The organism is Streptomyces durmitorensis (genome assembly GCF_023498005.1).
GTDB lineage: Bacteria > Actinomycetota > Actinomycetes > Streptomycetales > Streptomycetaceae > Streptomyces > Streptomyces durmitorensis.
On the sequence record NZ_CP097289.1, the window covers coordinates 9,363,438 to 9,376,300 of the forward strand.

The 12,863-nt window shown below is 69.5% G+C and carries 13 protein-coding genes; 6 read left to right on the forward strand and 7 right to left on the reverse strand.

The window, feature by feature from the left end; translation table 11 throughout:
* Positions 1-43: 43 nt before the first annotated feature.
* Complete coding sequence (locus M4V62_RS41425; RefSeq protein WP_249592353.1) at positions 44-1,084, forward strand: LacI family DNA-binding transcriptional regulator; 1,041 nt, start codon at positions 44-46, stop codon at positions 1,082-1,084.
* 17 nt (positions 1,085-1,101) lie between these two features.
* Here M4V62_RS41425 and M4V62_RS41430 read toward each other — a convergent pair whose 3' ends face one another.
* Positions 1,102-2,700, reverse strand: a complete 1,599-nt coding sequence (locus M4V62_RS41430; protein WP_283779178.1) for an oleate hydratase — start codon at positions 2,698-2,700, stop codon at positions 1,102-1,104.
* Positions 2,701-2,861: 161 nt separating this feature from the next.
* Between M4V62_RS41430 and M4V62_RS41435 the strand changes: the two genes are divergently transcribed.
* Positions 2,862-3,050, forward strand: a complete 189-nt coding sequence (locus M4V62_RS41435; protein ID WP_249592355.1) for an antitoxin — start codon at positions 2,862-2,864, stop codon at positions 3,048-3,050.
* A gap of 47 nt (positions 3,051-3,097) precedes the next feature.
* Here M4V62_RS41435 and M4V62_RS41440 read toward each other — a convergent pair whose 3' ends face one another.
* A complete protein-coding gene (locus M4V62_RS41440) occupies positions 3,098-3,655 on the reverse strand; it encodes a TetR family transcriptional regulator C-terminal domain-containing protein (protein ID WP_425575172.1) in 558 nt (185 codons plus the stop codon).
* 297 nt (positions 3,656-3,952) lie between these two features.
* Here M4V62_RS41440 and M4V62_RS41445 point away from each other — a divergent pair, with 297 nt between their 5' ends.
* The gene (locus M4V62_RS41445) at positions 3,953-5,449 is read left to right on the forward strand and encodes a glycoside hydrolase family 30 protein (protein ID WP_425575133.1); all 1,497 of its coding nucleotides are present in this window, start codon (positions 3,953-3,955) and stop codon (positions 5,447-5,449) included.
* Positions 5,450-5,496: 47 nt separating this feature from the next.
* Here the strand turns inward: M4V62_RS41445 and M4V62_RS41450 are convergent, their stop codons facing one another.
* The gene (locus M4V62_RS41450) at positions 5,497-6,240 is read right to left on the reverse strand and encodes a metallophosphoesterase (protein WP_249592356.1); all 744 of its coding nucleotides are present in this window, start codon (positions 6,238-6,240) and stop codon (positions 5,497-5,499) included.
* A gap of 164 nt (positions 6,241-6,404) precedes the next feature.
* Here M4V62_RS41450 and M4V62_RS41455 point away from each other — a divergent pair, with 164 nt between their 5' ends.
* On the forward strand, positions 6,405-7,019 hold the full coding sequence (locus M4V62_RS41455) for a CGNR zinc finger domain-containing protein (protein WP_249592357.1): 615 nt from the start codon (positions 6,405-6,407) through the stop codon (positions 7,017-7,019).
* Here the strand turns inward: M4V62_RS41455 and thpR are convergent.
* The 3 genes from thpR to M4V62_RS41470 form a co-directional block, all read right to left on the reverse strand.
* Positions 7,016-7,594, reverse strand: coding sequence for an RNA 2',3'-cyclic phosphodiesterase (gene thpR / locus M4V62_RS41460; RefSeq protein WP_249592358.1), 579 nt, complete (start codon positions 7,592-7,594; stop codon positions 7,016-7,018). The two genes, M4V62_RS41455 and thpR, sit on opposite strands and share 4 nt — an antisense overlap.
* Positions 7,595-7,665: 71 nt before the next feature.
* Positions 7,666-8,130 (reverse strand): SRPBCC family protein, encoded by a 465-nt coding sequence (locus M4V62_RS41465; protein ID WP_249592359.1) that lies wholly within the window; start codon positions 8,128-8,130, stop codon positions 7,666-7,668.
* Positions 8,118-9,020: an RNA polymerase sigma-70 factor gene (locus M4V62_RS41470; protein WP_249592360.1), complete on the reverse strand. Its 903-nt coding sequence runs from the start codon at positions 9,018-9,020 to the stop codon at positions 8,118-8,120. The genes M4V62_RS41465 and M4V62_RS41470 overlap by 13 nt, the downstream gene beginning before the upstream one ends.
* A gap of 313 nt (positions 9,021-9,333) precedes the next feature.
* Between M4V62_RS41470 and M4V62_RS41475 the strand changes: the two genes are divergently transcribed.
* Both M4V62_RS41475 and M4V62_RS41480 read left to right on the forward strand, forming a co-directional pair.
* On the forward strand, positions 9,334-10,857 hold the full coding sequence (locus M4V62_RS41475; protein ID WP_249592361.1) for an SGNH/GDSL hydrolase family protein: 1,524 nt from the start codon (positions 9,334-9,336) through the stop codon (positions 10,855-10,857).
* 89 nt (positions 10,858-10,946) lie between these two features.
* Positions 10,947-11,120 carry a hypothetical protein gene (locus tag M4V62_RS41480; RefSeq protein WP_249592362.1) on the forward strand — a complete coding sequence of 58 codons (174 nt, stop codon included), beginning with the start codon at positions 10,947-10,949 and terminating at the stop codon, positions 11,118-11,120.
* Positions 11,121-11,156: 36 nt separating this feature from the next.
* On the opposite strand, the gene proP is transcribed toward M4V62_RS41480, so the two are convergent.
* Positions 11,157-12,701: a glycine betaine/L-proline transporter ProP gene (proP, locus tag M4V62_RS41485; protein ID WP_249592363.1), complete on the reverse strand. Its 1,545-nt coding sequence runs from the start codon at positions 12,699-12,701 to the stop codon at positions 11,157-11,159.
* Positions 12,702-12,863 lie beyond the last annotated feature (162 nt).

Genomic DNA, 12,863 nt, shown 5'->3' on the forward strand with positions numbered 1-12,863 from the left:
AGCGCTCTATGGCCTCGCGGGGGCGGGGCGTTAGGGTTCCCGAATGGACAGACAGATGCCGACGCTGGAGGACGTGGCGCGCGAAGCGGGGGTTTCGCGCGCCACCGTCTCCCGGGTGGTCAACGGCGTGCGCAATGTCGCCCCCGCCATCCAGGACGTGGTCCGGGCGGCCATCGAGCGTACGGGCTACGCGCCCAACCGGGCGGCGCGCTCCCTGGTGACCCAGCGCGCGGGCACCATCGCCCTGGTCGTGTCGGGCGCCGGGGACAACTCCGACACCGCGCAGAACGCGTTCGCCGCCCGGGTGTTCGCCGACCCGTTCTTCGGCAGGGCGGTCAGCGGGGTGGTGGGATTCCTGCGCCCGCGCGCCATGCACCCGGTGCTGATGTTCGCGGAGACCGAGGAGGCCCGGCAACAGGTCGTGACCTACCTGCGCCAGGGCAACGCGGACGGGGCCCTGGTCGTCTCGACGCACGCCAAGGACCCGCTGCCGGCCCTGCTCGCCGAAGCGCGGCTGCCCGCGGTGTTCTTCGCGCGCCCGGCACTGCGGGCCCACGCCACGTTCGTCGACTTCGCACACCGGGACGGGGCGAGGCTGGCCGCCGACCACCTGCTGGCCCGCGGCTGCAGACGGGTGGCGACCATCTCGGGCCCTTTGGACATCCCCGCGGGCCGGGAACGCCTCGCCGGTTTCCAGGACGGCATGGAGCGGGGCGGCCAGCCCTACATCCCCGTCGCCGAGGGCGGGTTCACCCTGGAGAGCGGAGCGAAGGCGATGCGCCGCCTGCTGGCCGAGCATCCCGACGTCGACGGGGTGTTCGCGGCCAACGACCTGATGGCACAAGGCGTCTGCCAGGTCCTGAGGGAACAGGGCAAGCGGGCGCCGCAGGACGTGGCGGTGGTCGGATTCGACGACTCGAGCGTGGCGGTCACCTGCGTGCCCCCGCTGACGACGGTGCGGCAGCCGGTCGAGGAGATGGGCGCGGAGATGGCCCGGCTGCTGCAGGAACAGATAGAGGGCGTACGGACCGACCCCACCTCAGTGATCTTCGAGCCGGAGCTTGTGGTGCGTGAGTCCGCCTAGCGCGACGGCGGCGGCCGTCAGCGCCTGTGCATGGTCTGCAACGCCTCGACCAGCACCTTCGGGTCGTGCCCGCCCTTGTAGACGGGCGGGGGCTGCTTCTCGAGGCCGAGCAGCTGCGCGACGGCCGTCCAGGCGGTGCGCACCGAGTACTCGACCGTGAACACCACGTCGTCGGGGACCTCGGCGTACTGCCCGATGAAGGCGAGGTTGGTGGAGCCCTCGGGCACGACCGGAGCCCGGTCACCCGCGCTGCGCACCAGGAACTGGCTGGTGATGTACGGCATCAGGGCCGGGAGCACGATCGAGTGGTCGAGGATCTCCGGGCCCTCCTCGAAGCGCAGGTGGTGCAGGACCTCGTCGAGGATCTCGCGGCCGGTGCACTCACGCATCGGCTTGCGGACGTAGTCGCCCTCCTCGTCCGGGAACAGGGCGTAGCCCCACCAGACGAAGGTGTCCTCGGGCTGGCCGTGGAAGTGCGGCTGGTGGTTGAGGACGATGGTCAGGAGCCACTTGGAGTCCTTGAAGGTGATCAGTCCGCCCTTGCCGGCCTCGCTGCCGCTGAACTTCTCCATCAGCTTGAAGAAGGTGGGGTCCTTGGTCGTGACCGTGAAGGACTCCCAAGTCGACTCAGGGATCGAGGAGTTGAAGACCTCCGGCTTGCCGAGCCCCGGCCGCTTGGCCGCGAGGGTCTCCCACAGGCGCCAGGCGCCGTCGCGTCCCGAGGTGTCCAGGGCGGGCACCGTGTCGGTGGACCCGAGAGTCGAACCGGCTGTCATCGAGCCATTGGTGACCATGACGAGGTCGTCGGGGCCGAGGGTGATCTCCTCGGTCCGGTCGCCCCGTGCGCAGCTCAGAGCCTTGACCGTGAGGGCGTCACCGTCGGCCAGGCTCAATTCGGTGACCTTGGTGCCGAGCTGCACGGTCACGCCCTGCTCGGTGAGCCACTTCAGGAGCGGGCGCACGATCGAGTCGAACTGGTTGAAGCGGGTCCGGTAGATCCCCGACATGGAGTCGAAGGTCTTGAAGAGGTGGATGAAGCGGTTGAGGTAGCGGCGGAACTCGATCGCGCTGTGCCACGGCTCGAAGGCGAAGGTGGTGCACCACATCCACCAGAAGTTCGTACGGAAGAACTCCGGGCTGAAGCAGTCGGTGATGCGCTTGCCGTCGAGCAGTTTCTCGGGGGTGCCCACGCACTTGACCAGTTCGAGCCGGTCACGCTCGGAGAAGCCCATCGAGTGCGAGTCGACCACCTTGCCGTCGGCGTCGACGAGCCGGGCGTGGTCGTCCCAGGCGAAGTCCTCGTGGAAGGCGAAGGTGTCGTCGGTCACCGACTTCGACGGATCATCGAGAGAGGGGATCGAACCGAGCAGGTCGTAGGTGCATTCGAAGTGGATCTCGAACATCCGGCCGCCGCGCATCGTGTAGCCGGTCTCGGGCGACCCGGAGGCGTCCAGACTCCCGCCCTCACGGTCCTGCTCCTCCAGTACGACGATGTCGGATCCCGAGAATCCGCCCTCGCGGATCAGGAACGCGGCTGCCGACAGGGACGCGATTCCGCTGCCCACCAGATACGCCTTCGCCATGAACGCCTTCTTCCGAGTTGGATTCGTACGCAGTGCCCTTCGCGCCCTCAGCTTCAGGGGATGCCCCACCCGGTGCAGCAGGGGGCGCCCGAACGGGTTAGCGCAGGCAGAGGTGCCGGGGCGGGTCACCGGATGCGCATCGCGCCCCGCAATGTGAGCCTGGTGGTGGGGGCGACACAGAGAGGCGGTTGCCCATGTCAGTCATGGACAAGCTCAAGCAGATGCTCAAGGGCCACGAGGACCAGGCCGGCAAGGGAGTCGACAAGGCGGGCGACTTCGTGGACGACAAGACACAGGGCAAGTACTCCAGCCAGGTCGACACCGCCCAGGACAAGCTCAAGGACCAGTTCGGCAGGGACCAGGACCAGCCCCCGCAGTCGTAGCTCCGGCCTCCCCGCCCCCGTGATGCAGGGGGCGGGGCACTCGGCTGTCAGGAATGCTGGGCGCGGATGTGCGCGAGAAGGGCGTCGAGCGCCTGCTCCGTGGCGGCCGCCATGTCCACCGCGGCCGGGTCGAGGAGCCACTGCACCTGGAGGCCGTCCATGACGGCGATGATCACGTTGGCGGTGTTCTCGATGTCCAGGTCGGGCCGCGCCTCGTCGAGTTCGCAGGCTTCGGCGAGAGCCTCGGTGATAAAGGTGCGCAAGCCTGCGTAGCGCTGCCGGAAATAGGGTTGGGCCGGGTGGTCGTCGGTGACGCTCTCGGCGCAGAGGACCGTGTAGAGCCGGACGATGCCCTCGCGTTCGGTGTTGTGGCGGACGGTGTCCACGAGGTGGCGCAGGAAGGCGAGTCCGCGGGGCCGTTGCGGGCCGAGCGGCGCGATCTCGGCGTTGTCGCGCAGTTCGAGGACCTCGGTGAGGAGGTTCTCCTTGGTGCGGAAGTAGTGCAGGACGCCCGCTTGGGTCAGGCCCGCGCGATCGGCGATCTCGGCGAGCGAGGCCTTGCCGTAGCCGCGGGCCGCGAAGGTTTCCATGGCGATCTGAAGGATCTCGTCGTGACGTTCCTGGGCCGCCTGGCTGCGGCCGCGGCGGGTGGGCTCCCCCTGGCGTCGGCGGTCGGTCGAAGTCTTCGCGCCTGCGGTCTTCGCCGCCTTTTGCGTGCTCACCGTGCGGAGTCTAGGCGCGAGTTGATCGCCCGGAAAGAACCGCTCCCCGACCACTTACTGAGTACTTAGTAAGTGTGCTTCCATGTTGCCCGTTCACGCCGCCGCAGGCCCTGCCGTCGCCGTACGGCAGGGCCTGCGACGGATCCCTGTTCGCGTCCCACCGCAGACCAGGAGCCGCACATGAGAACACGAGCCGGAACGCGCACGGGAAGACACCCCCGCACAAGCCTGAAGACCGCCGGAGCGGCAGCCGCCCTGGCGCTCGCCGGTGCGGCCATCGCCTATGGCCCCCTCGGCGAGGCACAGGCCCGCCCGGCCCCCGCGACGGCCCACGCCAACTCCGAGCGCGCGGCAGCCGATCCGGCGGCGCAGGTATGGATCACCACGCCGGACGGGAGCAAGAGGCTCACGCACGCGGGCGAGGCGCCCTTCACCGGTCAGCCCCAGAGCACGGACATCCGCATCGACCCCGGAGCCACGGGGCAGCGCTTCACCGGAGCGGGGGCCTCGGTGACGGAGGCGTCCGCCCGCCTCATCCGGCAACTGCCCGCCGACCGACGCAAGGAGCTCCTCACGTCCCTGTTCTCACGCGAGGGTGAGGGCATCGGCCTGAACTACCTGCGCCAGCCCCTGGGCAGCAGCGACTTCAACACGGACGCGAACTTCACCACGTACGAAGACACCAAGGGCACCTTCACCATCGACCGCGACAAGAAGGACACCCTCCCCGTCCTCCAGGAGGCACTCGCCGTCAACCCGCGGATCCGCTTCATGGGATCCCCTTGGTCGGCGCCTGCCTGGATGAAGACCGGCGGCTCCCTCAAGGGCGGCAGCCTCAACGCCGCGCACTACCAGGACTACGCCGACTACCTGGTCAAGGCCATCAAGGCGTACCAGGCAGAGGGTGTGAAGCTCACCGACCTCACCGTCCAGAACGAACCGGAGTTCGCCAACTCCACGTACCCGTCGATGTCGATGACCTCAAGTGAGCAGGCATCCTTCCTCAAGGTCCTCGACAAGACCCTGACCGATGCCGGTCTGAGCACCAACGTCCTTGCCTACGACCACAATTGGGACCATCCGAACTACCCGCTCGACGTGTTCGGCAAGACGTCGGGGATGAACCGGCTCATCGGCGCCGCGTTCCACTGCTACGGCGGCAGCCCGGAGGCCGAGCAGCAGGTGCGTGACGCGGGCAAGCGCGTGTTCTTCACGGAGTGCTCGGGCACCGACTCCTCGGACGCCTCGAAGACGTTCGGCGACACGTTGAAGTGGCACGCCGAGAACCTGGTCGTACGGAACATGCGCAGCGGCGGCGAGACCGTCGTCAGCTGGAACCTCGCCCTCGACGAGAACGGCGGCCCGCACCAGGGACTGTGCGGCACCCGCTGCAACGGCGTCGTCGAGACCAGGAGCGACGGCACGGTCACCAGGAACGCCGAGTTCTACATGCTCGGCCATCTGACCAAGTTCGTGGACGAGGGAGCGGCCCGGATCGGCTCGACCGCCGACTCGACCATCCAGAACGTGGCGTTCCAGAACCCGGACGGATCGCGGGCCGTGTACGCGGTGAACACCGGCTCCGCGGCGAAGGCGTTCTCGGTCACGGACGCGGGCCGCACCTTCACCTACACGCTGCCCGCAGGGGCGGTGGCCACCTTCACCTGGCGTCCCTGAGCGAGCTGTTGGGGGAGAGGTCGTGAGGTGGCCTCTCCCCTCCAGGCTTACGGGAGGACGCGGTAATGGGTGGTCAGGCGGTGGTCGTCGTCCAGGATGTGAAAGGCGAGGCCGGGCGGCTGCTCGCGGTCGGCGGGCTGGTCGCCTTCCCAGGGCAGGCGAAGCGTCCAGGTGATGGCGGGTCCGACGATCAGCGGGCGTGCGGCGAAGGTCGTGGCGGCCGCGGTGTGCGCGTGGCCGGTGAGGACGGCGGCGATGCGCGGGTGTGCCGCGAGGAGCGCGGCGAGCTGTTCGGGGTGCTGGAGGCCGTGGGCGTCGGGCAGCGGGTGGTGGAGCGCGACGGGCGGCTGGTGGAAGGCGATCAGCGCGGGGGTGCCGTGGGGCAGCGCGGCAAGGGTGGAGTCGATCCAGGCGAGTGTCGCCGCGTCCAGGCGCCCCTCGTCGCGGCCGGGAATGGTGGAGTCGCACATCAGGACGGCGGTGCCGGCGATGTGGTGCACCTGGTTGATGGGGCTGTCGTCGGGGGTCTGGCCGAGCAGGGCCTTGCGATAGGCGGGGCGCGCGTCGTGGTTGCCGGGGCAGGTGAGGACGGGGAAGGGGGCGGTCAGGATCCGGGCCGCCTCCTCGTACTCGGCCTCGTCGCCGTGGTCGGCGATGTCCCCGGTGACCAGGAGGGCGTCGACCGGGCGGGGCAGGGCGCGCAGGTAGTCCATGACGTGCGTGGCGCGCCGGGTCGCCCTTTCGCTGCCGTCCAGGTGCAGGTCGCTGATGTGGGCAAGCAACGCTGTCATCGCTCGGTCTCCTCAAGGTGGCGGGGTCGGGTGGCGGGATCCCCGCCTCGGGTCCCTAACGGAAGTCCACGGGTTTACCGTTAGGGACAGTAGAGTGTGCGGGGGATGTGATCAAGTGGTTGAGAGCAGGGCCCGGCACGGGCTGCGGGAGAAGGGGACGGATCGTGGAGCGTTGGCCGGCACTGGAGTTGGCGAGCACGATCCGGCATGACGGGGACGGCGGTGTTGCCGATGACCTGGCCACGGCCGAGGACGTCACCCGCTGGATCCGCGCGCAGGACGACCTGCTGCCCGCCCACATCCGGGCGGGGGAACTCACGGCGGACGACACCCTCAGACAGGGGATCATCGAACTGCGGGGAGCGGTACGGGCGTTGTTCGCGCGGGCGGTGAGCCCGGCGCCGCCCAGCCCGGCGGACGCCCGTCACCTGATGCCCGCGGACAAGGCGCTGGCCCACCTCAACGCGGCCGCCGCCCGGGAACTGGTCGCCCCGCAGCTGGACTGGCCCCGGGACGGGACCCCCGCCGCACGGTTTCTGACGGCGCAGAGCGACCCGCACATCGGCGTCCTGGCGACCCTGGCCCGCGCAGCGGTCGACTTTCTGAGCGGCCCGCAGCGCGAGCAGCTGCGCGCCTGTACGGCGCCTCGATGCGTGCGTTATTTCGTCAAGAGCCACGGCAGGCAGGAGTGGTGCAAGGCCTCCTGCGGCAACCGGGCCCGCGCGGCTCGCCACTACAAGCGCCATCGCGTGACACCCGGGCTTCCAGGAGCCGACTAGGCCTCGAAGTCCCAGGCGCCGACATCGCGGTAGTGGATGGGTCCAGGTCCGCGGCCGATGTTGCTGGCGACCAGGTGCAGCCGCGCGGCCTGCCAGGTGCGGCCGCTGAACTCGGCGAGCCCGGCGGCGGCTTCCACCGCGCACGACGGAGTGTCCCGGCGGGCGCGGGCCAGCGTCAGATGCGGCCGGAACGGCCGGTTCGCGCGAGCGATGCCACAGTCGTCGACCACGGCACGCACCTCGGTGGCGAGCAGATGCAACGCGTCGAGGTCGCCGTCGATCCCGCTCCACAGCACACGCTCGTCGAAGTGCCCGCCACCGCGCAGCGCCAGGGTGAGGGGGCTGCGGGCGGCCGCGATGCGCGCGAGCGGCGTACGCAGGAGGGGAACCGCCGATGCGGGGACCTCACCGAGGAACGCCAGGGTGATGTGCCAGTCCTCGATGCGGTTCCACCGCATCCTTGGATGCGTGCGGTAGGCGGGTTCGAGTACCCGGGCCAGTTCCTGCTTCGCGTCGTCGGGCGGGGCGAGAGCGATGAAGACACGAACGGTCGCGGGCTGAATCTGTTCGTTCACAGAACACTTCGTACCGCATGCGAGTGGTGGAACAGCCGCCACCCCTGTCCCGCCCGGGACGGCGTGCGTCGTCAACCCCGGTTGGGGCTGGGGTGTCGGGTCAGTGCGGTGGCGGCGGCGTCGAGGATGCTGTGGAAGCTGCGGGTGATCATCGGGCGTACGAGGTGCCGGGTGAGGAAGGCGCCGACGAGCGGGGCGCGCATTTCGGCGCGGGTGGTCCACTCGACCAGGGTGCCGCCGTCGGTCTCGGTGAACGTCATGCGGCCGAGTTCGTGCCGGGACGGTGGCACGCTGCGGTCGACGACGTACTCGGTGGCGTGGGGCGGGTCGTAGCGGGTGATGCGTTCGCTGAGCCAGCCGATCATCCAGAGGTGGCTGCGGACCGCGCCCACGCCGTAGGGGGCGCCGTCGCCGTGGCGGGTCAGACGGCAGCGCAGCACCAGGGGCGAGCGCGTGTAGTTGGTGGTCGTGGTGAGCCAGGCGAACACGTCGTCGATCGGGGCGTCGATGGTGCGCCGGGCGGTCATGGTTTCCATGGCTGGAGATCTCCTCGGTCGAGTGGGCGCACCGTTCGGGCGCGGTGCAGCTTGTCCGGGTTGCGCACGGCGTAGAGGCCGGTGATCCGGCCGTGGTGGATCTCGAAGGCGAGCAGCCAGTCGAGTCGGCCGTCGGTGAGGCAGAGAGCCGCGGGCATGCCGTTGTGAACGGCGTGCTCGATGCGGGTCGTGGCGGTGATGCCGGTGCGGGCCACGCCGAGGGCGAAGCGGGCGACGTCGTCGCGGCCGGTGATCGGCCGGCGGGCGGCGGTCGCCTTCCCGCCGCCGTCGGAGATCTCCACGACGTCGGGCGCGAGGAGGTCCATCAGCGCCTGGATCTCACCGGTCGTGGCCGCGAGCAGGAATCGCCGGACGATGGCCCGGGTGGCATCGGAGTCGGGTTCGAAGCGGCGGCGCCGTGCGTGGACGTGCCCGCGTGCGCGGTGGGCGATCTGACGCACGGTCACTTCGGTCTTGCCGACCGAGGTGGCGATCTCGCCGTGGGTGTAGCCGAACACGTCGTGCAGCACGAACACCGCGCGCTCGGTCGGGTTGAGCGTTTCGAGGACGAGCATCATGGCCATCGACACCGACTCGGCCAGGATCGCGTCCTCGGTCACCTCGGGCGCGGTGCGGATCGGTTCGGGCAGCCACGGACCGACGTAGTCCTCGCGCCGTGCCTTGACCGCGCGCAGGTGGTTGAGGGACTGGCGGGTCACCACGCGGACCAGGTAGGCCCGCGGATGCTCGATGGCCGCCCGGTCGACGGCGCTCCATCGCAGGTAGCTCTCCTGCAGCACGTCCTCGGCATCGGCGACGCTGCCCAGCATCTCGTAGGCGATGGTGAACAGCAGCGGCCGGTGCTCGGTGAAGGCGTCGTCCTCAGTCATGAGCGACCCCGTCCCGCCCGGTCATTGTGGACCGGTACTCCGTCAGCACACCCTGCTCCTCTCGTCGCACGCCCATCGAGACACCCCGCGACGGCGAAGCGTGACAGTTCACCACTGTGATCCACCCCACACCGCCGCCCGATGGTGCGAGAAGCCCGGCGGCACCGAATTCTGCGTATCTCTCGTCCGCGACGTGCCGCCCGCGGGCAGGCTCTGCTACGCAGGAACAGGCCCCGCGCGAGGGCGCAGCCGGTGCCCCGCGGTGTGCCAGGGGGGAATCATGGCCGGTTCCGTACGTCGTCAAGGTCCACGGGTGCCCGAGGCCGATCCCAAGGTGGGGGTCGACGTCAGTACGAACCGGGCGGGCAATCCGCGGCACCGGCTGGTCGCGGTGGGAGATTCCCTGACGCAGGGTTTCCAGAGCGCGGCGATCTTCAACACCCCTCTGTCGTACCCGGCGATCGTCGCCCACGAGCTGGGATGCCTGCCGGACTTCCGCTATCCCCTCTACGGAGGCTTCGGCGGGATGCCCTTCAACCTCGAGCTGTTCCTGCGTGACCTGGAGTCCCGCTACGGGCGGACCGTGGACTGGTGGGAGGCGCCGCTGGCCTTGTTCCGGGCCCGCAGTGTGATGGACCGCGTGGAGGACTACTGGGAGCGCGGGCCGGGCCGAACGGTGCCCTCGACCACGGCGATCATGCACAACCTCGCCGTGTTCGGTTGGGACCTGCGCGATGCGCTGTCGAAGTCGGCGGACGAGTGCCGCAAGCGGATCGACGTGCCCAAGGACAACTTGGTGAATCAGGTGGTGCAGAACGCCGGCGAGCGCGCGGCGCTGCGGGTGCTGCCCACCCGGCCTCAGGCGGCGGGGGCCCTGACGCAGTTGAGCGCGGCGGCCGAGCTGGGCAAGGACACCGAGGGCACAGGGGCGAAGCACGGCATCGAGACGCTCATCGTATTCCTGGGCGCGAACAACGCGCTGCGGGCGGTGACCGAACTGAGCGTGGTGTGGAGTGAGGACTCAGGCTTCGACAGCCTGGACGACAAGGGGCGCTTCACGGTCTGGCAGCCGAAGCACTTCACGTCCGAACTGCGCAAAGTGGCCGCGGAAGTCGCCGCCATCAAGGCGCGCCACGTCATCTGGTGCACGGTCCCGCACGTGACGATCGCGCCGATAGCACGCGGGGTGGCGGGCAAGGTCAAGCCCGGCTCGCGGTACTACCCCTACTACACCCGTCCGTGGATCAAGGACAGGGACTTCGACGCCGGCCGGGACCCGAAGATCACCGCGGACGAGGCGCGGCAGGTGGACGAGGCGATCGACGAGTACAACGACGCGATCACCGCGACGGTCCGCGCTGCCCGGAAGAACGGGAAGGACTGGTACCTGCTGGAGACCTGCGGCCTGATGGACCGCCTGGCATCGCGCCGCTACGCCGAGGACCCGCAGGCGCGTCCGGCCTGGTGGCAGCCGTATCCGCTGCCTTCGGCGCTGCAGGCGCTCTCGCCGCCGCCGAACTCCCACTTCCTCGCGGGCGACGGTGAACGGCGCACCGACGGCGGCCTGTTCTCCCTCGACGGTGTCCACCCGACGACCGTCGGGTACGGGATTCTCGCCCAGGAGGTGATCAATGTGATGCGGCTGGCGGGAGTCCGGTTCTTCCGCCCGGACGGCGACACGCTCCGCCAGGACCCGGTGCTCGTCGACTTCGACCGGCTCATCCGCCACGACACACTGGTCATCCGCCCGCCGGGGAACCTGGGTTCGTCCCTGAAGGCCCTTGGCTGGGCCGATGAGGCCTTGGACCTGTTCCGGCGGGTCTTCTCCCTTCTCTGACGGCGATCGCTCCTCGCACCGGGCCGTACTCAGGCTCGGAGACGCGGCTGGGCGATGAGGCGATCGCCGCGGCCGAGACCGGTTCGGCCGTGAAGCTCTCCGGCACCGAAGCCGCCGTCCTGGCCGCCACGGACCAACTGCTCGACCGGCACACCCTCGATGACGCCGCACGCTTCTACCAACGCATCTGCGACTTCCTCAACACCTTCGAGGTGGCGGTGGAGGAGGAGCCCGGGGGAGTCGGACGGCAGTCCGGATCGTGAGCACGCCGCGCCGGCCGTCGCACCGCGCGCGACACGTCAGTCCCCGCGCTTGCGGCCCCGCGTGGAATCGTTGCGGCTCCCACGGGGATGCCACAACCGCAGCCACACGTCGCGTGCGTGACGCCCCGCCTCCGTGCGGCTGCGCGCCACCATCTCGCGGGCCTCGTCGTGCGTCTCGACCATGGGGCCTGAGCCACGCAGCGGTCGGCCCGCGGTCTCGTGCAGGAAGAACGTCGAGACCAGCCCGATCACCCCGGCCACCATCAAGTAGAAGGCGGGCACCAGGGTGTTGCCGGTCTTGTCGACCAGGAAGGAAGCGAGCAGCGGGGTGGTACCGCCGAAGAGGGAGACGGAGATGTTGTACGCGATCGACAGCGCGCCGTAGCGCAGACGGGTGGGGAACAGGGCCGGAAGGGTCGCCGCGGCCGTGCCGGCGAAGCAGACGAGCAGCAGACCGAGGATGGCGCAGCCGAACGCGGGCAGGAGGATGCCGCCCTCCCGGATCAGCAGGAACGCCGGGATGGCGAGTGCGATCAGCGCGATGCTGCCGCCCATGAACATCGGGCGTCTGCCCCACCGGTCGGAGCTGCGGCCCACGGTGGTGATGGCGAGAGCGACGAGCAGCATGGTGCCGAGCACCAGCAACTGGGCGGTCGTGTCGCTCTCGCCCAGGGTCACGGTCATGAAGGTGGGCAGATACGACGTCACCATGTAGTTCGTGACGTTGTAGAGCAGCACAAGCCCCATGCAGATCAGCACCGCCTGCCAGTGGCGGGTGAAGATCTCCTTGAGGCGCCCCTTGCCGGACTGGCGAGCCTGCTCGACGGGGTCGTCCTCGCCGCCCTCGGGACCCGCCTCTCGCTCCGCGGCGGCGGTGGCGGCTTCCTGCTGGAAGGCGGGCGTCTCCTCCAGCTTCAGCCGCATGTACAGGCCGATGAGCCCGAGCGGCCCCGCGATGAAGAAGGGGATGCGCCAGCCCCAGCTCTCCAGGCCGTCCGATCCGAGAGTGAGCGTAAGGACCGTCACCAGGCCCGAGCCCAGGGAGTAGCCCACGAAGGTCCCGAAGTCGAGCCAGCTGCCCAGGAAGCCGCGCCGCTGGTCGGGGGCGTACTCGGCGATGTAGGTGGTGGCACCGGCGTACTCGCCGCCCGTGGAGAAGCCCTGGACCAGTCGGCACAGGAGCAGCAGCAGCGGGGCCGCGAAGCCGATCGAGGCGTAGGAGGGCAGCAGGCCGACGGCGAACGTGCTCGCGGCCATCATGATCATCGTGGCTGCGAGCACCTTCTGCCGGCCGATGCGGTCACCCAGCGGCCCGAATACGAGACCGCCCAAAGGGCGAACGAGAAAGGCCGCGGCGAACGTGGCGAAGGTGGCGACGACCTGGGCCCCGGGCGAACTCGACGGAAAGAAGACTTTGCCGATCGTGCCCGCCAAATAGGCGTAGACGCCGAAGTCGAACCACTCCATGGTGTTGCCGAGTGCGGCAGCCGTCACCGCGCGCCGCACTTTCGGGCGATCCGAGACCATGACGTCCTCGGCACTGAGCGCCTTCTTCCGGCGACGCAGCAGCGTACGCGCCATGCGGTCGGTCGCCGACCGTGATGTGCGCGTCCATTCCGTCTCGGGCCCCCGGGATCGCGGGGGCTTCCTGTGCGGAAGGCCTTTCACCATGAAGCTTTTCTCCTCTTGACCGAGAAAAAGCCGTGTCGCCGCAAAATTAGGCTGATCAAGAGAGACCGGCAA

What these genes read in the sequence shown, in the direction of transcription:
- M4V62_RS41445 (WP_425575133.1), top strand. Translation starts at nt 3,953, where the DNA reads ATGAGAACACGAGCCGGAACGCGCACGGGAAGACACCCCCGCACAAGC.
- M4V62_RS41435 (WP_249592355.1), top strand. Translation starts at nt 2,862, where the DNA reads ATGTCAGTCATGGACAAGCTCAAGCAGATGCTCAAGGGCCACGAGGAC.
- M4V62_RS41465 (WP_249592359.1), bottom strand. Translation starts at nt 8,130, where the DNA reads ATGGAAACCATGACCGCCCGGCGCACCATCGACGCCCCGATCGACGAC.
- M4V62_RS41450 (WP_249592356.1), bottom strand. Translation starts at nt 6,240, where the DNA reads ATGACAGCGTTGCTTGCCCACATCAGCGACCTGCACCTGGACGGCAGC.
- M4V62_RS41470 (WP_249592360.1), bottom strand. Translation starts at nt 9,020, where the DNA reads ATGACTGAGGACGACGCCTTCACCGAGCACCGGCCGCTGCTGTTCACC.
- M4V62_RS41425 (WP_249592353.1), top strand. Translation starts at nt 44, where the DNA reads ATGGACAGACAGATGCCGACGCTGGAGGACGTGGCGCGCGAAGCGGGG.
- proP (WP_249592363.1), bottom strand. Translation starts at nt 12,701, where the DNA reads ATGGCGCGTACGCTGCTGCGTCGCCGGAAGAAGGCGCTCAGTGCCGAG.